We start from the raw sequence: 20,338 nt of genomic DNA on the forward strand, positions 1-20,338 counted from the left end.
TCGTTTGCATCGCCTAGAGTAGAGCCCGGTTGCGCACCCGTCAATCCCCGAACTGCCGACCGACACCGAATCAACTCAGGACCGACGCACACCAGGAGCCACGACGCAGATGACGCCCGATCCGTCGAACCGCAGCAACGGCCGTCCGCCGACGTTGCGCGAAATCGCCGACCAGGCCGGGGTCCACATCTCGACGGCGTCGCGGGTCCTCCGTCAGCCCGAGCCCGCCGACGGTTGGTCCGACTCCGCACTCCGAGTTCGTCAGGTTGCCGCGGAACTCGGTTACCAACCGAACCTGTGGGCGGCCAGCCTGCGTACCCGCAAGACCACCACTATCGGCGTCGTGATGCCAAGACTGACAGACGTTGTAGTGGCCACCATGTTCCAAGGCATCGAGGAAGCCGCCACCGCAGCCGGGTACTCCGTCTTGCTCTCCAGCCCGCCCGACGATCTGGAAGCGCAACGCAAAGCGGTCGAGTTCCTGGTGAGCCGACAGGTCGACGGTCTCATGCTGAGCAGCATCCACCTGCCGGGTACCGATTTCGTCGACTCGCTCCCCCTGCGCTCACTGCCGATCCTGCTGCTGAACCGGCACATCGACTCGGCGACGTCATCCGTCAACCGAAGCCTTCCCTTTGTCAGCGGCGACGACCGCCTCGGCGGCTACCTCGCGGGGAAGCATCTACTGGACTGCGGCTATCGCGATCTCGGAGTGATCGCGGGGCCGGATCACGCCAGCACGTCGCGGGAACGCGTCGCGGGTTTCCGCGATGCCCTGGCCGAAGCCGGTCTGGAACTGCCGCCGAACCGAATAGTGGCGTCCGAGTTCGAAGTTCAAGGGGGTGTCGATGCGGCGTCCACACTGCTCAGCGGGAACACGCGCCCTGACGCCGTTTTCACGGTGAGCGACACCATCGCGATCGGCGTACTCGGTGTGGCCCGTGATCTCGGGTTGAGCATTCCCGACGATCTTGCGTTGGTCGGCTACAACGACATTCCGGTTGTCTCCCAACTCCCGGTGCCCCTGACAACGGTCAGGTCCCCCGCCCGAAAGATCGGCGCGACCGGGCTCGAGCACCTACTCGCACTGATCTCCGGCAAGAACGTCGAATCCGTGAAGCTTCCCGTCGAACTGATCGCGCGAGCCTCCACCAGAAAGCCTGCCAGTCGCAAACTCTGAGCAGCTACCAGACCTGAGATTCGTCGATGCCCAACTGTCGCGCGTAACCGGAGTTGAGTGCGTCCCAGCCGTACTCGCGCGCCCGTTCACCCACAATCGGTCCGAAGGGCTCGCCTGCCAGAAGGGCATCGAGTACGTCGAAGCACAGATGCCACCCCGCAGCGAGCGCCGACGCCATCCCCTCGGCGCGCGACCTCTGCGTCAGCACGACGCGGGTACCGCCTTCGATCGGGGTCAGGTCCCACACCAATTCGTCCGGGCCCCACTCGTGTTCGAGCCGCCGAGTGGTCTCCACGACGTGAACGGTGACCGGCAGCGACATTTCGGGGGCGCCGTCCTCGGTGAGCATGGTGATCACCGCATCACCGGTACGGCTCAGATTCCGATCGGCGGTGTACGGCGTCCATTGCGCCAACATCTCCGGGTCGGTGATCGCCTCCCACACCTTCTCGACGGAATACGGCAGCACCCGAGGAAAGCTGACGACTGTGTCGTCACCGTCGACGCTCACCGTGACGTCGGACAGGGCACTGGGCTGATACGGCTGGGCACTCATGGTTCGATCTCACCAGGAACCACCGACACGGGCAACCGCCCGCTCGGCGTTCAGAACGCAAACACCGCCGATGCGGCCGCGATTGTCTCCTCCACCACCGGAAATTTCACCACGGACAAGTCGTGTCGAGCTCCTTCGAACTCCACCAGACGAGTCGCGGCGGGAATCAAGGCGAGTGCTGCCCGCATCTCCTCCGTTGTCGCGAACTCGTCCTTCGATCCGTGGACGACAACGGTCGGTGTGTTCAGGTCGGGCAGGTGTTCGGTTCTGAGCTTCTCGGGCTTCTTCGGTGGATGCAGTGGATAGGAGAGTAGGACCAGGCCGTCGACAAGTCCCGGGTTCTCCACCGCAAGCATCGACGCCTGCCGACCGCCGTACGAATGTCCGCCGAGCAGAACGGGTCCGGGCACCGAGTAGTCCTTGCGAACAGCAGCAATCACCTCGGCAATGCCCGCGCGATCCTCTGCAGCACGCGACGGATGCGGAGGCCCCGAAGCTCGACGCACCCGAAACGCGAGATCGAAGCGCAGAACTTGCACTCCTGCCGCAGCAAAGCCGTCGGCAACAGCACGCAACAGCACGGTGTCGCAGTTACTTCCCGCGCCGTGAGTCAGTGCAAGCGTGGCGACGGGCGACGCGAAGGACACAGAAGCAGGTCGATGAAGGAAACCGTGCACCGCACCTTCGTCGACCGTTTCGACAGTAGTCATGGACGCATCCTTGTCCGGCCCGCTCGGGCCTGTTCGACCGCGGCAGTCATGCTGCCCTCGTAAACCGGACCATGTCCGGGAAACAGCACGCCGGCCGGTGCAGCAGCGATATTGTCCAACGCCTGGTCGGTCGCTTCACGGTCATGATTGAAGGGGCACACCAGAAACTGTGGTCCGGCGACGCTCGACGTCGCGTGTCCGGTCACCAGAGCGTCACCCGACGCGATCACTCCTGCGTCGGGAACAAGGTAAGCGCTGTGGCCGTCGGTATGCCCATGAGTGGGAATCGGCACGATCCGACCGGGAACGTCCAGCGCACCACCGGACGCAAAGGACTGTGCCCGAGGCAGTTCCGCACCTTTCAACGCGCCGACTCCGATCACGTCGCGAAGCCATTTCGGAGCACCTCGCCGCCACAACAGCAACGGAACTCCGACCGGCGACAACTGTTGCAGATACTCCCTCTTCGCATGAGGCACTTCCAACGGATCCATCAGGACCGGAACCTCGAGCCGAGTCACGATGTCCGCGATCCCACCGATGTGATCGATGTGCGCGTGAGTGACGAGAATTGCCCGAACATCCCCGAGCTGGTGACCGATCTGTTCGATCGAGCGTTCGACGTCGGTGCCGTTGGCCGGATATCCGCCGTCGATCAAGGTCAGATCGGACCCCTCTTCGACCAGGACCCAATTGGCGTGACCGCACCGAACCAGATGTGTGTTCTCGATCTGCGTGATCGACAGTGCCGCAGTAGTCATGCTTGGTAGTCTGCGCCACGTGTCGGAATCCGTGAAGCAGGCCAGCAGCCGCAGCATTCGAGATCGCGCCGAAGCATCCTTGGTGGCAGCCGCATTCGCACTGCCCAGCGCGGTGAAACGTCGAATCACCGGACCACCCGTCGTCATCGAGGGCAACACGCTCGACGCCGACGCACACCTTCTGCTCACGCTCGCGAAGACGCGGCCACTCCCCTCGCATTCAACCGATCCCCAGTCACTCGCCGCTGCTCGCGCCAATCTCACCCGAACCGCGATCATGATGGGCGGCAGGCCCACGCCCGTCCACACCGAGGAGATCTCCGTTTCGGGTGCCGACGGCCCGCTTCGCGCCCGGCTCTACGTCCCGACAGCCGACACCGGCGCTCTGCTCGTCTACTTCCACGGCGGCGGGTGGGTACAGGGCAGCATCGAATCCCACGATGCCCCGTGCCGCCTGTTGGCCGAAACCTCCGGCGCACGGGTCATCTCGGTCGACTACCGGCTCTCACCCGAATTCGCTTTCCCCACACCGGTACACGATGCCTACGCCGCATACCTCGATATCGTCGACCGCGCCGACGAGTTCTGCGCAGACCCGACGCGCATCGCTGTCGGGGGCGACAGCGCGGGCGGGCATCTTTCCGCAACGGTCGCGCTGCGTGCCCGCGACGACGGCAAGACCCCACCGGCGGCGCAGCTGTTGATCTACCCCGCGACCGACTTTCACGAGAAGGCCCCCTCGCGAACGACGTTCGGTGAAGGTTTCTTCCTGACCGAGGCCAACATGAACTTCTACGAGTCCAGCTTCCTCGGCAGCAATGCCGATCGACTCGATCCGATGGTGTCGCCGCTACGCGCCCCCGACGCGACCGGACTGCCGCCGGCCATCGTGATCACGGCGGGATTCGATCCACTCCGGGACGAAGGCGAAGCCTACGCAGCTCGATTGCGCGACAACGGTGTTCACGTGACCGATCGACGCTATCGCGGGTTCATCCACGGCTTCGTCAACGTTCTGGGACCGAGCGCCGGTTCGCGCACCGCCGTCGCCGAGATCGGCGGAATGCTCCGCGTTCTACTCACCCACCCAGCAAAATCTCCCGCAACGTATCCACCAGCGGATCAACAGGCAGCTCAGGGCTGATCGCACGCTGTAGCCCCAAACCGATTCCGACGCTGAGTATGCGCAGTGCCGCAGCGTTCGGGTCAAGTGCCGGCGTCACGCCGTTGGACTCGGCAAGATGTTGCACCACTCCGGCAATCAGTCCGCGCACCTGATCGGCACCCGTCGCGATCTTTTCGCGGATCTCTTCGCTGTGCCGCGATCGCACCGAGAACTCGACTTCGAGCAACGTCCATCTCTTGTCCCCGATGGTTCGCTCGGCCCATCGCGCGAACTCGGCCACCGCGTCGTCGAGCGTCGAATTGGCTCCGAGCTGTGAGGTGATCTCGCCGACCTTGGTCAACCTGATTCGGCCGAGCACCTCGGCGCACAACTCGTCCTTGTTCTTGAAGTTCGAGTACACCGCACCTTTGGAATAACCGGCATCCTCGGCGATCTGATCGAGCGACGCGGCGGCGTACCCGCGATCGAGAAAATGTTCGACGGCAGTCGCCAACAAGGTCTCGCGGGTCATCGCCTGCGCTTCCTGCCTGGTCAATCGCGCCATCGGAACCTCCTCGCGGTTCTGAGTATCGAGATTCCAACGGTAGCCGAATACCGGAAGCGCACCGCAGGCGCACTCCCGAAACCCAAATTTGGGGTACCCACGTTATTCAGATACTGATAGTCTCCGAAATATGACTTCAGAAGTGACCGGCACCACCGAGCCCGGGCCCGGACGACACAGCGCGCCTAGACGCGGCTTGGCAATCGGATGCGGCGGCACCCTCGGCTTCGCCTGGACCGTTGCTGCCCTCGCCTCGGTTCGGGACGCCCTCGACTGGGATCCCCGCGAAGCCACCGCCATCATCGGCACGTCCGCCGGAGCCGAGTTCGTGACAATGCTCGGCAGCGGAGTCGGCGTCGACGAGCTGGTAGCCATGCAACTCGGAGAACCCGCCGCACGTCCCGAACTCCTCGCCCACACAGCATCGGCACCCGGAAGAATCCCGCCACTACCGAGCTTGGGGATCGGCAATCCACGACTGGTGACGCGTCGAGATCTTCCCGTTCTGAGCCGGATGAGCGGTATCGCACCGCGTGGTGGCGGCGACCCGTCCTGGCTCACCACGCTCGCCGAATCTCTTGCCCCTGGCGATTCGTGGCTCCCACATCCGTGCGCGTACATGGTATCCATGGACTACAGAACCGGGCGACGGGTCGCGTTCGGGGCACAGGGGGCTCCGAAAGCGACAGTCGGTGAAGCGCTTCGAGCGTCTTGGGCGATTCCCGGCTGGTTCCCACCTGTCACCATCGACGGCGTCAGGTACATCGACGGCGGCGCGGCATCCACGGCATCGGTAGACCTCCTGCTCCCCCTCGAACTCGACGAGCTGGTTGTACTGGCGCCCATGGCATCTCGAACACTGAAGCCGGCGCGCGGCGCCGCCCGTATCGAACGCGGCGCCCTGCGGAACTCCATGTCCAAGGGCCTCGACCGGGAAATCGAACTGGTCCGCGCTGCGGGAACCAGGGTCTTGCGCATAGACGCCACCGACGACGATCTCGCCGTCATGGGCGCCAACTTCATGGACGGCCGACGGCGGCTCGCCACCTTCGAATCATCCCTACGTACAACACGTGCGAGCGTGAAACGCGAACTCGATGCGCGCCCGTTCCACTCCACCCCGTCCCACCAGTGAAAGCGCAGACTCAGTGAACAACAGAACTGACCACTTCGAGGTCGTGATCATCGGTGGCGGGATCTCCGGGATCGGTGCCGCAATTCACCTGCAGCGCCTCGGGATCGACAATTTCGTCCTGCTCGAGAAAGCTGACTCCCTCGGCGGCACCTGGCGCGCCAACACCTATCCCGGTTGTGCCTGCGACGTTCCGTCCGGCCTGTACTCGTATTCCTTTGCCGCCAATCCGGATTGGACCCGACTGTTCGCGGAGCAGCCGGAGATCCGCGAGTACATCGAGGACACGGCCGTCCGCCACGGTGTCGACAAGCACGTTCGCTTCGGGGTCGAAATGCTCTCCGCACAGTGGGACGCATCGCAATCACTCTGGAAGATCACAACTTCCAGCGGTGAACTCACTGCTCGTTTCGTGATAGCCGCCGCCGGCCCGTGGAACGAACCCCTGACGCCGGCGATTCCCGGGCTGGAAACGTTCGAGGGCGAGGTGTTTCATTCCTCGCAGTGGAATCACGACTACGACTTGACCGGAAAGCGCGTCGCCGTCGTAGGTACCGGCGCTTCCGCAGTCCAATTCGTGCCGCGCATCGTCTCCGACGTGTCCGCCCTTCACCTTTACCAACGCACCGCTCAATGGGTCCTTCCCAAACCCGATCACTACGTACCGCGGATCGAAAGGTCCGTCATGCGATTCGTACCGGGAGCGCACAAGGCTCTACGCAGCATCGAATACGGAATCATGGAAGCGCTTGGATTGGGGTTCCGCAATCCGTGGATCCTGCGTATCGTGCAGAAACTCGGGTCGGCCCAATTGCGCTTGCAGGTGCGCGATCCGAAGCTACGCAAGGCGCTGACTCCCGACTACACCCTCGGTTGCAAGCGACTACTCATGTCGAACTCGTACTACCCGGCCCTCGGCAGACCCAACGTGACCGTCCACGCCAACGCAGTCGAAGAGATCCACGGCAACACCGTGATCGGAGCCGACGGAGTGGAATCGGAAGTGGACGCGATCATCTTCGGAACGGGCTTCCACATCCTCGACATGCCCATTGCATCAAAGGTATTCGACGGAGAAGGTCGATCACTCGACGATCATTGGCAGGGAAGCCCGCGGGCGTACTTCGGTTCCGCCGTCAGCGGATTCCCCAACGCGTTCATTCTGCTGGGCCCGAGCCTCGGCACCGGACACACGTCGGCCTTCATGATTCTGGAAGCCCAACTGAACTATGTGGCACAGGCGATCGGCCACGCTCGTCGGCACGGCTGGAAAACCATCGACGTGCGCCCGGAAGTACAGGCAGCCTTCAACTCTCAAGTTCAGGAGGCATTGGGTACAACGGTCTACAACGCTGGTGGTTGCGAAAGCTATTTCTTCGACGTCAACGGCCGCAACAGCTTCAACTGGCCGTGGTCGTCAGGAGCCATGCGTCGGCGGCTACGGGCCTTCGATCCATACGCCTACAACCACACGCTGTCCGACAACCCTGCGTCAGACGACACCCCCGCTGAGCCCACCACCACCCCCGAACCGGAGTACACCACATGAGCCTTTTCGGCACCACCTACCCGCCGATCGATCTCGACGGAGCAGTCGTCGTCATCTCCGGAGGTGGCCGCGGAATCGGCCGGGCCACAGCGGAGTTGTTCGCAGCTCGCGGCGCACTCGTCTGCGTCGGCGACCTCGACGAGGAGACGGCCGTCGACACCGCCGCATCCATCGGCGCACGGGCCCGCGGGTACGCTCTGGACGTCACCTCACGCGAATCCTGGGATGTGTTCGTCTCCACAGTGATCGGCGAATTCGGTCACATCGACATTCTGGTCAACAATGCGGGCGTGATGCCGCTCGGCAGCTTCCTCGACGAGTCCGACGCCACCAGTCGAGTAACCCTCGACGTCAATGTCTGGGGCCCGATTCACGGGATGCGCACCGTGCTGCCCGGCATGGTGGATCGGCGACGCGGCCACGTCGTCAACATCGCATCCATGGCAGGCAAGCTACCGGTGCCAGGAATGGCCGTGTACAACGCAAGCAAGTTCGGTGCGGTGGGCCTTTCCGCCTCTGCTCGTGTCGAATTCGCAGATTCCGGAGTCAGCGTCAGCGCCATCCTGCCCAGCGCGGTGCGCACCGGGCTCTCCTCCGGTGTGCCACTCGGAAAGGGCATGCCGACGGTTGAACCCGAGGTCGTGGCCAAAGCTGTCGTCGACACGGTCGCGCACCGGCGAGCCGAAACTACTGTTCCGCGTTACCTTGCGGGCTGGGACCTCATCGACGCTGTAGTACCCGAATGGATGATCAACATCGGACGCCGGGTGATCGACGATCGCCGCGCGCTGACATCGGTAGATCCGAACGGGCGTGCGGATTACGAAAAGCGAGTGGCACGTCAGGCCGAAAACGAGGAGCACGATCGGAGATGAAGCGGGTAGTTTCGTGGCCATGTACATCCGCCGCGAAACTTCTTCCGACCGTGACGCAATCTATTCACTGCTCGGGGCGGCGTTTGCCGACCAAGCGCCGCCCGGCGAGTCTCCCCACGAGATCGAACTGACACGTCAGCTCTTCGCCTCGAACGACTACTTACCGAAGTTGTCCCTTGTCGCCATCGCCGGTGATGAGATCGTTGGTTTCGTGATCGGAACACGCGGATGGGTCGGTCCCGTTGAGGCGGTTGGCCTCGGCCCGTTGGCAGTCACACCGGACAACCAACGCAGCGGCGTCGGTTCGGCGTTGATGCACGCGGTGATCGGTGCGTCCGACGCTCTGGACGTGCCACTGCTCGCCCTCCTGGGCAGCACCGAGTACTACCCGCAGTTCGGGTTCGTCACCAGCACGGACGCCGGGATCGAGTCTCCGGAAGCCGAGTGGGGCGAGCACTTTCAGATCAGGACCCTCACCACGCACCGCCCCGATCAGACGGGGAAGTTTTCATACGCAGCGCCTTTCGGGGTCGCTTGACCCTCAGCGCGATGTAAGAGTTCTTTGACATTCAGCGCACGTAGACCTACGCTCAGGCATGTCAAAGAACTCTTACATCTGGGAGGCTTCATGAGCACCACGGCACGGTGGAGCCTGATCATCGGTATCGGCGTCGCAGCAACGCTGGCCTTCAGCTTTTTCGCAGCATTGACCGCCGATGATCGGAAGACGTTGGCCTTCATCGTCTTCGCAATCGTCATGGCACCGGCTTGTATCGGGTCGGCGTGGGCCCTTTTTCCATCGGAGAACGACAAGGCCCCCGCCTACCCCGAGGACACCGTCGAAACAGAATGGAGTCGCAAGGCCGGCTTCGGCGCGTTCACCGACTTGATCACTGCCATGGGGATCGCGCTGATCGCGCACAATGTCTTCGGCGCTCCCGAACTGCCGCTCGTAATGTTTACAGCCCTCGGGCTGGCCGACTTCGGAATCCGGTACTGGGCAGTGTCGAGGGACCGCACCCCACATTCGAGATCTGACGAGATCTGATGCGCAACAACCTTCAAGAACTTCGTACGGCAGCCGGATTGTCACAGCAAGCGTGCGCCGACGCGCTCGGCATCACACGCCAGACCGTCATCTCGATCGAGAAGGGTCACTTCGACCCACGTCTGTCACTGGCGTTCCGAATCGCCGAATACTTCGACAAACGCGTAGACGACATTTTCTCCAGCTGACGCCGTCTCGAACTGACGGAAGATCAGTCGAGCTGCGGTTTCAGTCGAACAGAGTTGGCGATCCGTTTTCGTCGTTCCCGTCTTCGACGGCCGTTGCCTTCTTGCCCGAGCCCTTGCGGACGACGGTCAACGTCGTCGTTCGACGCGACAACCTGTGCCCGTCACTGTGTTCGAGCAGCGCCATCCCCTGGCGAACTTCGACTACCGTCCACGGACCCGCATGGCCGGCTGCCTGCACGAGGTCACCGGACTCCACCTCAGTTGCCATGACCACTCCTTGTTCGTCGTGTCCTGCACGTTCTCCTTCCCATTATCGACGCGGCCACCTGGTAGTCGACGCGCAGGGTACCTACGCTGCAGCTGCAACCTTGACCGCATGGCCGACTTCGGCTCGGAATGCCGCGTATTCGGGTGAGCCTCGGAGATCGTCGGGATCGACGCCGGTTCGTGGCAGATCGATTTTCAGGTCGAGCGCGACCTTGCCCGGCCGGCTTGTCAGAACTACGACGCGGGAGCCGAGAAAGGCCGCCTCGTCGGCACTGTGAGTGACGAAGACACTTGTTCGCCCCGATTCGGCACTGACACTGCGCAGGTCCTCCTGCAGACGCTCGCGAGTGAGGGCGTCCAGCGCGGCAAAGGGTTCGTCCAACAGGAGCAACGACGTTTCGGCCGCCAAGGCACGAGCAATTGCCACCCGCTGCTGCTGCCCGCCGGAGATTTCCCAGATACGCCGGTCCGCAGTGCCGACCAGACCGACGCGGTCGAGAAGCTCGTCGCGCCTTCGCCCGCGCTCGCTCTTTGCAACGCCGGCGTATTTGAGTGCCAGATCGATGTTGCCGCCCACCGATTTCCACGGAAAGAGCCGTGGCTGCTGAAACACCACTCCCGCACTCGACCCGGGAATCGGGTCGGATCCGGAGACCTGAACCGTTCCACTGGAAGGATTTTCGAAACCCGCGATCAGCCGCAGCAATGTGCTCTTGCCGCAACCCGACGCTCCGACGAGAACCAGAAACTCACCAGGTGTGACGTCGATCGATACGGGCCCGAGTGCCGTGACGGACTCTCGACCGTGGCCGTACCTGTGCGAGACGGTGTCGATTCGGATCGCGCCCGGGCGGTCGGGGGCGAATCCTCCCGAGGCCTGCTGTGCGGTCACGCTACTGGTCAAGGACATCGGGAAGCCCCTTCACATAGAGAGCATTCTGAAAGACCGCCAGATCAGGCACACTGTCGATCTGCTTCTGCTCGGCCAGGAATTGCGCTGCACTCTGCAGGTTCACTGCCAGATTCCCGGGAGCGCCCTCGGTGCCCAACCATTCCGGCGAGGAGATCTGCTCCGGAGTGAGGAACACACCCTGTTTCAACTGCGCTGCCGCGTCTTCCTTCGAGGCGCCTAATTGTGCGGCAACAGCTTCCGCTGCCGCGTTCGGATCAGTGGCGATCGTCGTGAGCGCGCGGGCCTGAACCTGGCGCCAGGTGTCGACGATCTCGGGGTGATCCTTGGCAAACGCAGTCGACACCACACCAAGATCGAGTGTCGGCTTTCCTGCTGTCGCGAGCTCACGGCTGGCGATCAACTGTGTTCCGTCCTTACGGAGTTCGTCGAGCGTGGGCAGCCAGGTGTAGACGGCATCGATGTCACCGCGCTGCCAGGCTGCGAGGGATGCTTGCGGCTGGAGATCCACCAACTGGACGTCGTCGGCACTGAGTCCGGCCTGGTTCAGTGCTGCCAGCAGACTGTAGTGCGCGGTCGAGGCGAATGCCGTGGCCACTTTCTTGCCACGCAGATCTGCGACGGTCTTGATTCCGGTTGCGTTGCGCGCCACCAGGGCTTCGTTGTCGCCGGCCACGTCGAGAACAAACGCAACCTGGTACGGAATGTTCAGCGGTGCCGAGAGGCCACGAGCAACCGGGCTCGAACCGATTGCGCCGAAGTCGATTTCTCCGGCGATGAAGGCGGTGTTGATGTCGGCTCCCGAATCGAACTTCGTCCACTTCACGTTGTACTCGGGCAGTGCGTCTTCAAGCCAGCGATTGTTCTTGACTATCAAGTCGCCGCTCGGGAACGACTGGTAAGCGATACGGATCGTTTCCTTGGACGAATCCTGGCCCGAATGATCCACCGAGCACGCACCGAGAACAAGGGCAAGGACGCCGATCAGCACCGTGAACGCCGTCCGGGCAGCCCTTCCTTCATTGCGCGTCGAATTACTGCTGCGCTTCAGATTGCTGCTGGCGTGTTTCAAATTGTCAGTCATACTTTTCCCCTCCAGGGAACGGCGCGGCGCTCTGCAGCCCGCAGCAGTCCGTCGATGATCAGGCCGGAGAATCCGATGGCAAAGATCCCCACCAGCACGACCGGTGTGTTGTTGTAATTGCTTGCATCCTTGACCATTCCGCCGATTCCGGGGATGCCGTTGAACAGTTCGGCCGCGACCACCGACGAGTACGCCATACCTACCGACAGCCGAATGCCCGTGAAAGTTTCCGGTAAGGCCGACGGGACGACGACGTCCCGGATCACTTGCGCCCGTGAGGCTCCCAGGGCCCTGGCCGCTTCGACCAGTCCGACCGGCGCCGCGACCACAGCAGCTGTGGTGGCCACCGCTGCCGGCGGAAGAGCAGCGAGCGCCAGCAATGTAATCTTCGGCGCCTCGTCGATTCCCAGCCAGATCACCAGCAGGAAGAAGTACGCCAGGGGCGGCAGTGCGCGCAGGAACGTCAACCACGGTTCGAGCAGGCTCCGCAGCCATGTCACCGATCCCATGGCCAAACCGAGGATCACGCCCAATCCGACGCCGATGATCACACCGACCAGCACCCGTCGCAGCGTCATGTAGAGGTGCTCCCAGAGCAGGTAGCCCTGGTAGCCGCGCACTCCGTCGTGCGTGGTCATCGTGTTGACGAAGGCATGCCAGACCGTGCTCGGGAACGGCACGAAGGTCTCACTCCAGGTGCCGCTCGCGGCAGCGACCTGCCACAGGGCCAAGAATGCGATCACGGAAAGCACCGGCAGTCCGACAGTGGTCGCACTCGAAGTCCACGGCCGACGCGGCTCACGGTTCGGTTCCGTGACTGATGTTTGTTCTATTGCTTCGACAGGAGTCGACATCGCTGTTCTTCCTCGACGTACGGAAAATTCCGGCACACATGCAGCAACGGGCGCATATGCAGGGGCGAAGGCGCACGGAGCGGCGCCATTCTCACTCAGGAGAGTCGGAAGGAATCAACAGCAACAGCAGTTGGCACCAAGACGGCACAGGTCGACGGCGATGCGTCGTGTCAGTGGCGTCGAGGGCATGGGGGTAATTACTACCTGTGTCTGCAATTACCCGCAAATGCGGGGGAAATAGGCGTCAGTCGGCCAAGCGAACCGACAGCGAATACATGAGCGGTATCTCGGGTCGTCCGGCCGGGACTCCCCAACGCTTGCCGCCGAGTTCAGCCATCTCCTCGAATCCTTGCCAACCGTTGGCGTACGGGTACTCGTCGAAAGACTCGAGCGTCAATCCGGCCCGCCGCAAAGTTCCTAGCACCTCGGAAATGGACCAGTTGAATTCACATGAGGGGAAAGGATTTTCGAAGTTCTCGACTCCGTTTCCCTCAGCGCCTGGCAAGATGAGATCGGCCGAATCTGCCACGTAGTCGCCCACGCCACGGGGTTCGGTCACGGGAGTCCCGCCTCCGTACGGGTATGTCAGCGACCACTTCTCGTCGAAACACATGGCAAACGGATGAAACTCCACCAGAACGAATCGACCGTTCGGCGCCAGAACACCGGCAATCCCCTCGGCCCACTCGTCGAGATCGGGTAACCAGATCACCGTTCCGTACGAAGAAAAGACTCGGTCGAACTTTCTCTGGCCAGCGGCAGCAGCGCGGAGCCACGCAGATACATCGGCACGCTCGAAATCGGCGGCAATATCGGATTCCGCGGACAAGGTTCGGGCGAAGTCGATCGCGGAATCCGCGATGTCGACGCCGGTCACCGCGGCACCGAGAGCGGCCAAACTCAACGAATCCTGACCGGAATTGCACTGCAGATGAAGAATCGAGGAGCCGTCGATCTCGCCGAGCAGCGCCAGTTCTTCCGGATACAAGGTCGACCCGCCGTTGCGAAAGAACTGTGCCTGGTCTCCTTTGTGACTGTTGTGAGCGACGGTCGCCGCATTCCACGACAACCGATTCATCTCCGCTGCATCCATCACTACTGCATCCACCTCTACTGCATCCACCTCTACTGCATCCACTTCTCGACCCACAACAAGTCCGCCCGAGTTCACCACGTCCCCGGTCACGTCGGCAATCGATTTACTGGGCTGGAAACCTATCCGAACGAAGATGCAACAGGTTACAGTTTTTCGACGGACCATCGAAGGAGAACCAGTGCGCTACGGACTCAGCCTGTTCACCAGTGATCGCGGCATCCGCCCTGCCGATGCAGCAAAGGCTGCGGAGGCGAATGGATTCGACGCCTTTTACGTTCCGGAGCACACTCACATCCCCGTCTCGAGGGATTCCGATCACCCCGGAACCCAGTCGGCCGAATTGCCCGACGACCGTTACATGCGCACACTCGACCCCTGGGTTGCCCTCGGCACCGCCGCGTCGGTCACGAACACCATCCGATTGGGCACCTCCGTGGCCCTCCCCCTCGAACACGATCCGATCACTCTCGCGAAAACCATCGCATCGCTGGACCATCTTTCCGGCGGACGCGTGGTCTTCGGCGTCGGATTCGGCTGGAATGCAGAGGAACTCGCCGACCACGGCGTACCGCCCAACAAACGCCGGACCGCTCTCCGCGAGTATCTCGAAGCCATGGGCGAACTGTGGTCGAAGGAAGAAGCGTCGTACGACGGCCAATTCGTGAAGTACGGACCCAGCTGGGCGTGGCCCAAGCCCGTTCAGAAGCCCCGTCCTCCCATCTTGTTGGGCGGCGGCGGCAACGAGAAGACTTTCAAGTGGATCGCAAAGTCTGCCGACGGGTGGATCACCACACCCATCGAGCAGAAGATCGACGGAAACGTGGAACTGCTCCGAAAGATCTGGGCCGAAGCAGGTAGAGTCGGCGAGCCTGAAATAACCGTCCTGGCAGGCAAACCCGATTCGGAGAAGCTCGCCCACTGGGAAGACATCGGTGTCACCGAAGCAATGTTCGGCACTCCGGACAAGAGCCCCGACGAGGTTGTCGGATACATGGAACGTCTGGCAGCCAAGCTCGGACGGTGAGGTCCGCCACAGCATCTTGACCTCAACTGCACTCGAGGTTTTAACGTCGGTATTGCACAAGACAGTGCAACGGCAGCAAAACCCGAGACAGAAGAGGGGCGAGGAGTGACCACAAAACTGGTTGGCACCCAATCTGTTTCGGACGACTCTGTTGATGCGGAGCCGTCCATCCGAAACTCCTTCGTCGAGGCGTTCCGGAACCATCCCGCCGGCGTCTCGATCATCACCGCAACGGGCGATGACGGCCCGGCCGGCATCACGTCATCGTCGGTGATCTCGATCAGCGCCGATCCTGCAGTTCTGGCGTTTTCACTGCAGTCGTTGCGAGGCTCTGCGAGCGTCATCGCTTCCGCCCGCAGTTTTGTTGTTCACCTGGCAAATTCGGCGAACGAACGACTGGCTTCCACGTTCGCAACCCGCGGCGCTGTGCGCTTCGGAGACGATATGCCCTGGTCGTTTCTCTCGACGGGTGAACCGTTCCTACATGGGACAGGCCACGCCCTGCGTGCGGTTCCCTTGAATGCCACTACATGTGGCGCCGCAGTGATCGTCACTGCACGCGTCGTCGACGTCATCGATCCGCAGCACATGTCAGCGCCGCTCGTCTATCACAATCGAACCTATCGAAATCTCTCGACTCACAACATTTCCTCAAAGGAAGGCATGTCACATGACTGAATACGTTCTCCCCGAACTGGATTACGACTACGCCGCTCTCGAACCGCACATCTCCGGCGAGATCATGGAACTGCACCACAGCAAGCACCACGCCACGTACGTGGCGGGCGCCAACAGCGCAATCGAGCAGTTGGCTGCTGCGCGCGAAGACGGCACGATCACCGCGAAGGCGCCGCTGCTCAGCAAGAACCTCGCCTTCCACCTCGGCGGCCACACCAATCACTCCATCTTCTGGAAGAACCTCTCCCCCAACGGCGGTGAGCGGCCAGAGGGCGAGTTGGCAGCCGCAATCGACGAGCACTTCGGCACCTTCGACGCATTCGTCAACCACTTCTCCGCTGTAGCAACCACTTTGCAGGGGTCCGGCTGGGCGGTACTGGCCTACGACACGGTCGGGCAGCGCCTGGTCATCGAGCAGCTCACCGACCAGCAAGGCAACATCAGCATCGGTATCGTTCCGTTGCTCATGCTCGACATGTGGGAGCACGCTTTCTACCTGCAGTACAAGAACGTCAAGGCCGACTACGTGAAGGCCTACTGGAACGTCATCAACTGGGAAGACGTTGCACAGCGTTACGCAACGGCCACGGCGGCGACGGGCTTGATCGTCCCCGCCTGATCGTCCCCACCTGATCACTGCCGCTTCACCCCGATCACCCCAGCTCGGCACGGTGGCTCCGTTGCCGAGCTGGGTTTCTGCACCCACGAAGTCGATGTATGTGAAGGCAGGTAACATACACCGAGCGCGGCTGACTCGGCCGTCCGCCGATTCGACTCCGAGGGGAACCAGTGCTCGATATCAGTGGTTTGATCGCGACGTGGCGTCCGACGCTGGACACCGCAGCACGCAATGCATGGGGACTCTCGTTCGGCGACGGTGTCGAGAAGACCGAACGCACCCCGTCCGTACTGATCAGCAAAGGTCCACACCGCGATCTGTATCGCTTCGGCGCATTGTGGACGCCAAGAGGTAGTCCGGTTCTCCTCGTACCGCCCCTCGCGGTTTCAGCCGACTGCTACGACCTTCGTGCAGGCCAAAGCCTCGCCGCGCACCTACTGGATGGGGCGAACACGCCCTACCTCCTCGACTACGGGACCATGCGGTACTCCGACCGCGGGATGGGTTTCGAGGCCTGGGTCGACGACATCATCCCCGAAGCGATCCGTACGATCTCGGATCTACACGACGGCGCACCGGTTTCGCTGATCGGGTGGAGCCTCGGCGGGACCATGTCTCTGCTCACGGGCTCCGCTCACTCCGACCTGCCGATCGCATCGATCACGGCAATCGGAACGCCAATCGATTACACGAAGATTCCCGCTATCAGCCCGTTGAGGCTGATCGGCAAATACACGGGCGACACCCCGCTCACCTCCGCGACCAATCTTGTCGGCGGACTACCTGCTCCACTCGTTCAGGCGAGTTACAAGGTGACGGCGTTGCAGCGTGAAGTCCTCAAGCCATGGTTCATCGTCCGCAATCTTCACAACACCGAGACCCTGGCTCGCATGGAATCGATAGACAAGTTCATGGCAGCCATGCCTGGATACCCGGGCAAGGCATTTCAGCAGATCTGCGAACAACTCATGCTCGGCAACAATCTCTACAACGACGCCGTCACGCTTGCCGGACGCGAGATCAAACTGTCAGCTCTGAGCGTTCCCGTTCTCGCGATCGGCGGCACCACTGACGTGATTGCACCCATCGCTTCGGTGGAAGCAATCACGTCGGTCCTCACCGGCGCGCCGTCGGTCCGGTTCGAGAAGGCGCCGGGAAGTCACCTCGGGCTCGTTGCCGGCCCCACCGCGAGAGACTCCACCTGGGCGCACATCGACGAATTCTTGAAAGAGAATGCACCGCAGTTGGTTTCGACCAGCTAAATCACGGCGTCGTGATGCCCGCGGCCACAGCTGCCTTGTGCCAATCCGGGAATTCACTCAGCAAACGGGTGTACAACTGGGCGTCGTCGACGGTGTCGATGTCGTCCAGCGCGAAGAAGCCGGCATTGTCGACCACCCTGCCGTCGAGGTCGTCGAGCTTCTCCAGCACTCCGTAGTTGGCCTTGCCGATTCCGACGAACTGCCAAAAGGCCGGGAGCCCAGACGCTTCGCGCATCAATTTCGTGATTTCCTTGCGCTCGCTGAAGCCACCGTCGGTGAAGAACAGGACGAGCGTCGGCGCCGAACCACGTGTCAGGCCGGAAAGAATCTCAGTCATGATCGGCACTTCACGATTTGCGGCGCCGATCTTGTCGTAGTTGAATCCGCCGTGCGAGCCGCGCAAGTGCAGGTAGGTATCCGACCACTCTTCCGCGTCATGGACAGAGATCTCGGGGAGTTTGACGAAGCTGACTGCATACAAGTACGGCTCCAGCTTGCCGTCGTCATCGAGTTGGATCGCAACGGGAATCATGCGTTCGACCACACGATGCACCACTCTGGTGCGGTACTGCTTAGCCATACTTCCGGTTTTGTCGATCACCAGGACCACCCGTGCCCGAATTCCGTTGCCACCCTTGGTCAGCAGGACCTTCGCCACTTCGCGCTTTCGGAGGTCCAGCTTCTCCCGCTTCACCATGGAGAGTTTGGCTTCGTCGGGCACGGTCCGAATGCCGTCTGTCGTTTCAGCAGAGCCGGCGGGTCGAGCCGGCGGTTCCTCGTCGACCGACACTCCGAATGCTGTTACCAGGTCCGCCAATCCGCTGTCCCAGCCAGCTGACACGTTTCGCAGCTTCCAGCCCGCGCCGCGGCGATAGATCTCAACGAGAACCGCTGCCCTCTCACTCGTCAACCCCAAAGCCTGAGCCACGATGGCGGGGGAACCAACCTGCTCCACCACGACACCAAGACCCCCGACAGCAGACAGGGTTCCGTTTGCCGCCGCATCAAGTGCCACGGCAACACTCAGCTGATGGATGTCAGCGGGCAACCTCGCAATGTCGATTTCGATGACGCCGCCGGACTCCAAGCGCACCGCGCCTTCGGGTGAGACCGGCTGATTGAAGAAGACAAAATCTGCGTCGTCCCGTACTTTGTTCCGTTCGTCGAGCTGGAACACCATCAGGTCTACCGTGCCCGGGGCGCTACCGTTCACCGCCACCTTCAGCGAAGTTCCCTCAACGACTGTGTTCGCTCCACGCGCCAGCTCCATACCGGAAGATTAGCTGGCCACCAAAGAATCCACGGCCCCGCGGTCGGAAGAATCACAGCACACTTTCAGCAATCGCGAGGATTCTCGAGGCAGACTGTTCGTGGAAGATTTGTCGCACGCGGGACCAAGAGCCTGAACATCGACAGAATCCTAGGGTCGATCAGGAGGTCAAAAATGCCGCACGGCCAGGCGCGCACCATCCCGATGTTGCCACTCTTGCCACCTCTGACGAATTTCGACGACGCAAGTCGCTCGGTCGTGTCCTACCTCGACGAATATCTTCCGCTGGCACTGTGGTCGATCACGCGGTTCGACGGGTCCAATCAAATCTTTCTCACCGTCTCACCCAACCCACTTCACATCGAAGTCGGCGAGACCCGGGCTTGGCCAAACACCATGTGCAGCGAGGTGGTACTCGGAAATGCGCCGCCAGTCTCATCGAATCGCGCGCTCGTGCGCGCACTTTCCCGAGATGGCAGGTGGGAAGGCATTGGTGCATACGTCAGCATCCCAATCCTCCACAACGACGGCAGTCTCTTCGGCACTCTGTGTGGCGCCGACCCGAGTACGGGCGACTCCGCACTCGAGGACAACCTGGCCCTCCTCAATCTCCTGTGCCGACTTCTCGGAACCATTCTCGATGTCGACTATCAGCGCGCGCAGTCAGTCCGACTGGCCGAAACTGCGCAACTCGATGCCGAGACCGACCCGTTGACCGGTCTTCTCAATCGGCGCGGGTGGAATCGCATCCTCGAGGCCGAGCAAACTCGGTACCGCCAATTCGCCGATCCGGGAGCTATCATCATCGTCGATCTGGACGGCATGAAGACCATCAACGACGAACTCGGCCACGCCGCGGGCGACGAATACGTTCAAAGGGCCGGCAAGATCTTGGCAGCGTGCGCGCACCCTGGTGCGGTGGTTTCACGGTTGGGCGGAGACGAGTTCGGAATCGCTCTGCCCGATACACAGCCGCGCGCCGTCGACTTCCTGGTCGAGTGTTTGGAGAAGGCGTTCCGGAATGCCGACGTCTGTTGTTCGATCGGTCGAGCCGACTTTTCCATGACCCAAAGCCTTTCCGAGACTTGGGATACGGCCGATGCGGAGATGTACCGCCACAAGCGTTCGAAGCGCTGATTAGCCTCCCCCACGGCCTGTTGGCACCGCATCGAGGTCTCCTTCGATGCGGTGCCCGGGCCGTGTTCTGTTGTCGCCGAGGAGGTTCGAACCATCACGTTTTGAAGGTGGTGTTCGCCGGCCTGGGTTGCTGTCCGGGGTCGATCGAGGGCGGCGGGATGAACCAGGGTTTATTGTCGACCCCGATCCGGATTTCCCATTTCCCGACGAACCCGGATTTGCGGTGCATCAGCCGGTGATGTGAACGGCACAGCAGGACCAGGTTGTTCATCACCGTCGGGCCACCGTTCGCCCAGTGCCGGATATGGTGCGCATCAGTCCACGCGGGCACACACGTGCAGCCGGGGAACGCGCAGCCCTTGTCTCGGGCGATCAACGCGACGCGTTGTTCGGCGTTGACCAACCTCTTTCCTGGTTTCGCATCGAGCGGTGCGCCGTGATCGTCGAGCAGGACGGTGGAGAGGAAGC

Annotated in this window: 24 protein-coding genes; 13 read left to right on the top strand and 11 right to left on the bottom strand. The window is 62.1% G+C overall.

From position 1 onward, the window contains the following. Positions 1–109: 109 nt before the first annotated feature. Positions 110–1,180 (top strand): LacI family DNA-binding transcriptional regulator, encoded by a 1,071-nt coding sequence (locus tag RWT78_RS05350; protein ID WP_314674449.1) that lies wholly within the window; start codon positions 110–112, stop codon positions 1,178–1,180. A gap of 4 nt (positions 1,181–1,184) precedes the next feature. On the opposite strand, the gene RWT78_RS05355 is transcribed toward RWT78_RS05350, so the two are convergent. The 3 genes from RWT78_RS05355 to RWT78_RS05365 are packed head-to-tail and all read right to left on the bottom strand — an operon-like array spanning position 1,185 to position 3,207. Then, positions 1,185–1,736, bottom strand: coding sequence for an SRPBCC family protein (locus RWT78_RS05355; RefSeq protein WP_003940599.1), 552 nt, complete (start codon positions 1,734–1,736; stop codon positions 1,185–1,187). A 50-nt stretch (positions 1,737–1,786) separates the two neighbouring features. After that, the gene (locus tag RWT78_RS05360) at positions 1,787–2,446 is read right to left on the bottom strand and encodes an alpha/beta fold hydrolase (protein ID WP_314674452.1); all 660 of its coding nucleotides are present in this window, start codon (positions 2,444–2,446) and stop codon (positions 1,787–1,789) included. After that, positions 2,443–3,207, bottom strand: a complete 765-nt coding sequence (locus RWT78_RS05365; RefSeq protein WP_065455254.1) for an MBL fold metallo-hydrolase — start codon at positions 3,205–3,207, stop codon at positions 2,443–2,445. The genes RWT78_RS05360 and RWT78_RS05365 overlap by 4 nt, the downstream gene beginning before the upstream one ends. Positions 3,208–3,226: 19 nt before the next feature. On the opposite strand from RWT78_RS05365, the gene RWT78_RS05370 reads away from it, so the two are divergent. Further along, a complete protein-coding gene (locus tag RWT78_RS05370; RefSeq protein ID WP_003940350.1) occupies positions 3,227–4,351 on the top strand; it encodes an alpha/beta hydrolase in 1,125 nt (374 codons plus the stop codon). Here RWT78_RS05370 and RWT78_RS05375 read toward each other — a convergent pair. Beyond that, positions 4,287–4,877 (bottom strand): TetR/AcrR family transcriptional regulator, encoded by a 591-nt coding sequence (locus tag RWT78_RS05375; protein WP_030535226.1) that lies wholly within the window; start codon positions 4,875–4,877, stop codon positions 4,287–4,289. The two genes, RWT78_RS05370 and RWT78_RS05375, sit on opposite strands and share 65 nt — an antisense overlap. 130 nt (positions 4,878–5,007) lie before the next feature. Between RWT78_RS05375 and RWT78_RS05380 the strand changes: the two genes are divergently transcribed. From RWT78_RS05380 to RWT78_RS05405, 6 genes are all read left to right on the top strand, one after another. Next, positions 5,008–6,012 carry a patatin-like phospholipase family protein gene (locus RWT78_RS05380; RefSeq protein WP_314674455.1) on the top strand — a complete coding sequence of 335 codons (1,005 nt, stop codon included), beginning with the start codon at positions 5,008–5,010 and terminating at the stop codon, positions 6,010–6,012. Positions 6,013–6,025: 13 nt separating this feature from the next. Then, a complete protein-coding gene (locus RWT78_RS05385) occupies positions 6,026–7,558 on the top strand; it encodes an NAD(P)/FAD-dependent oxidoreductase (protein ID WP_054187715.1) in 1,533 nt (510 codons plus the stop codon). Then, entirely contained in the window at positions 7,555–8,433 is an 879-nt protein-coding gene (locus tag RWT78_RS05390; RefSeq protein WP_007733788.1) for an SDR family oxidoreductase, read from the top strand. The genes RWT78_RS05385 and RWT78_RS05390 overlap by 4 nt, the downstream gene beginning before the upstream one ends. Before the next feature lie 19 nt (positions 8,434–8,452). Beyond that, on the top strand, positions 8,453–8,971 hold the full coding sequence (locus tag RWT78_RS05395; RefSeq protein WP_314674486.1) for an N-acetyltransferase: 519 nt from the start codon (positions 8,453–8,455) through the stop codon (positions 8,969–8,971). Between the two features lie 90 nt (positions 8,972–9,061). Further along, complete coding sequence (locus RWT78_RS05400) at positions 9,062–9,481, top strand: hypothetical protein (protein ID WP_030535224.1); 420 nt, start codon at positions 9,062–9,064, stop codon at positions 9,479–9,481. Next, the gene (locus RWT78_RS05405; protein ID WP_003940277.1) at positions 9,481–9,669 is read left to right on the top strand and encodes a helix-turn-helix transcriptional regulator; all 189 of its coding nucleotides are present in this window, start codon (positions 9,481–9,483) and stop codon (positions 9,667–9,669) included. The genes RWT78_RS05400 and RWT78_RS05405 overlap by 1 nt, the downstream gene beginning before the upstream one ends. Before the next feature lie 40 nt (positions 9,670–9,709). Here RWT78_RS05405 and RWT78_RS05410 read toward each other — a convergent pair whose 3' ends face one another. The 5 genes from RWT78_RS05410 to RWT78_RS05430 form a co-directional block, all read right to left on the bottom strand. Continuing rightward, the gene (locus RWT78_RS05410; protein ID WP_007733785.1) at positions 9,710–9,937 is read right to left on the bottom strand and encodes a hypothetical protein; all 228 of its coding nucleotides are present in this window, start codon (positions 9,935–9,937) and stop codon (positions 9,710–9,712) included. Positions 9,938–10,018: 81 nt separating this feature from the next. Further along, the gene (locus RWT78_RS05415) at positions 10,019–10,846 is read right to left on the bottom strand and encodes an ABC transporter ATP-binding protein (RefSeq protein ID WP_314674463.1); all 828 of its coding nucleotides are present in this window, start codon (positions 10,844–10,846) and stop codon (positions 10,019–10,021) included. Beyond that, the gene (locus tag RWT78_RS05420; protein ID WP_314674464.1) at positions 10,830–11,930 is read right to left on the bottom strand and encodes an aliphatic sulfonate ABC transporter substrate-binding protein; all 1,101 of its coding nucleotides are present in this window, start codon (positions 11,928–11,930) and stop codon (positions 10,830–10,832) included. Before RWT78_RS05420 ends, RWT78_RS05415 begins: the two co-directional genes overlap by 17 nt. Then, on the bottom strand, positions 11,927–12,784 hold the full coding sequence (locus tag RWT78_RS05425; RefSeq protein WP_314674466.1) for an ABC transporter permease: 858 nt from the start codon (positions 12,782–12,784) through the stop codon (positions 11,927–11,929). The genes RWT78_RS05420 and RWT78_RS05425 overlap by 4 nt, the downstream gene beginning before the upstream one ends. 244 nt (positions 12,785–13,028) lie before the next feature. Beyond that, entirely contained in the window at positions 13,029–13,970 is a 942-nt protein-coding gene (locus tag RWT78_RS05430) for a class I SAM-dependent methyltransferase (RefSeq protein WP_314674469.1), read from the bottom strand. Positions 13,971–14,058: 88 nt separating this feature from the next. Here RWT78_RS05430 and RWT78_RS05435 point away from each other — a divergent pair, with 88 nt between their 5' ends. From RWT78_RS05435 to RWT78_RS05450, 4 genes are all read left to right on the top strand, one after another. Continuing rightward, entirely contained in the window at positions 14,059–14,904 is an 846-nt protein-coding gene (locus RWT78_RS05435; protein ID WP_314674472.1) for an LLM class F420-dependent oxidoreductase, read from the top strand. 105 nt (positions 14,905–15,009) lie between these two features. Then, positions 15,010–15,582, top strand: coding sequence for a flavin reductase family protein (locus tag RWT78_RS05440; RefSeq protein WP_042451450.1), 573 nt, complete (start codon positions 15,010–15,012; stop codon positions 15,580–15,582). Beyond that, entirely contained in the window at positions 15,575–16,201 is a 627-nt protein-coding gene (locus RWT78_RS05445; RefSeq protein ID WP_030535220.1) for a superoxide dismutase, read from the top strand. Before RWT78_RS05440 ends, RWT78_RS05445 begins: the two co-directional genes overlap by 8 nt. Positions 16,202–16,371: 170 nt before the next feature. After that, the gene (locus RWT78_RS05450; protein WP_314674476.1) at positions 16,372–17,463 is read left to right on the top strand and encodes an alpha/beta fold hydrolase; all 1,092 of its coding nucleotides are present in this window, start codon (positions 16,372–16,374) and stop codon (positions 17,461–17,463) included. 1 nt (position 17,464) lies between these two features. On the opposite strand, the gene RWT78_RS05455 is transcribed toward RWT78_RS05450, so the two are convergent. Continuing rightward, a complete protein-coding gene (locus tag RWT78_RS05455; RefSeq protein ID WP_314674478.1) occupies positions 17,465–18,733 on the bottom strand; it encodes a VWA domain-containing protein in 1,269 nt (422 codons plus the stop codon). 174 nt (positions 18,734–18,907) lie between these two features. Here RWT78_RS05455 and RWT78_RS05460 point away from each other — a divergent pair, with 174 nt between their 5' ends. After that, positions 18,908–19,870: a sensor domain-containing diguanylate cyclase gene (locus tag RWT78_RS05460; RefSeq protein WP_314674479.1), complete on the top strand. Its 963-nt coding sequence runs from the start codon at positions 18,908–18,910 to the stop codon at positions 19,868–19,870. Positions 19,871–19,964: 94 nt separating this feature from the next. On the opposite strand, the gene RWT78_RS05465 is transcribed toward RWT78_RS05460, so the two are convergent. Then, on the bottom strand, positions 19,965–20,338 hold a 374-nt coding region (locus RWT78_RS05465), incomplete at its 5' end, for an HNH endonuclease signature motif containing protein (protein ID WP_314674481.1).

It is taken from the genome of uncultured Rhodococcus sp., assembly GCF_963525155.1.
Taxonomy (GTDB): domain Bacteria; phylum Actinomycetota; class Actinomycetes; order Mycobacteriales; family Mycobacteriaceae; genus Rhodococcus_F; species Rhodococcus_F qingshengii.

Coding starts and splice junctions, on each gene's coding strand:
- RWT78_RS05460 (WP_314674479.1), top strand. CDS start 18,908: ATGCCGCACGGCCAGGCGCGCACCATCCCGATGTTGCCACTCTTGCCA.
- RWT78_RS05365 (WP_065455254.1), bottom strand. CDS start 3,207: ATGACTACTGCGGCACTGTCGATCACGCAGATCGAGAACACACATCTG.
- RWT78_RS05455 (WP_314674478.1), bottom strand. CDS start 18,733: ATGGAGCTGGCGCGTGGAGCGAACACAGTCGTTGAGGGAACTTCGCTG.
- RWT78_RS05445 (WP_030535220.1), top strand. CDS start 15,575: ATGACTGAATACGTTCTCCCCGAACTGGATTACGACTACGCCGCTCTC.
- RWT78_RS05395 (WP_314674486.1), top strand. CDS start 8,453: ATGTACATCCGCCGCGAAACTTCTTCCGACCGTGACGCAATCTATTCA.
- RWT78_RS05360 (WP_314674452.1), bottom strand. CDS start 2,446: ATGACTACTGTCGAAACGGTCGACGAAGGTGCGGTGCACGGTTTCCTT.
- RWT78_RS05390 (WP_007733788.1), top strand. CDS start 7,555: ATGAGCCTTTTCGGCACCACCTACCCGCCGATCGATCTCGACGGAGCA.
- RWT78_RS05420 (WP_314674464.1), bottom strand. CDS start 11,930: ATGACTGACAATTTGAAACACGCCAGCAGCAATCTGAAGCGCAGCAGT.
- RWT78_RS05410 (WP_007733785.1), bottom strand. CDS start 9,937: ATGGCAACTGAGGTGGAGTCCGGTGACCTCGTGCAGGCAGCCGGCCAT.
- RWT78_RS05375 (WP_030535226.1), bottom strand. CDS start 4,877: ATGGCGCGATTGACCAGGCAGGAAGCGCAGGCGATGACCCGCGAGACC.
- RWT78_RS05425 (WP_314674466.1), bottom strand. CDS start 12,784: ATGTCGACTCCTGTCGAAGCAATAGAACAAACATCAGTCACGGAACCG.
- RWT78_RS05355 (WP_003940599.1), bottom strand. CDS start 1,736: ATGAGTGCCCAGCCGTATCAGCCCAGTGCCCTGTCCGACGTCACGGTG.
- RWT78_RS05380 (WP_314674455.1), top strand. CDS start 5,008: ATGACTTCAGAAGTGACCGGCACCACCGAGCCCGGGCCCGGACGACAC.
- RWT78_RS05350 (WP_314674449.1), top strand. CDS start 110: ATGACGCCCGATCCGTCGAACCGCAGCAACGGCCGTCCGCCGACGTTG.
- RWT78_RS05400 (WP_030535224.1), top strand. CDS start 9,062: ATGAGCACCACGGCACGGTGGAGCCTGATCATCGGTATCGGCGTCGCA.
- RWT78_RS05405 (WP_003940277.1), top strand. CDS start 9,481: ATGCGCAACAACCTTCAAGAACTTCGTACGGCAGCCGGATTGTCACAG.
- RWT78_RS05415 (WP_314674463.1), bottom strand. CDS start 10,846: ATGTCCTTGACCAGTAGCGTGACCGCACAGCAGGCCTCGGGAGGATTC.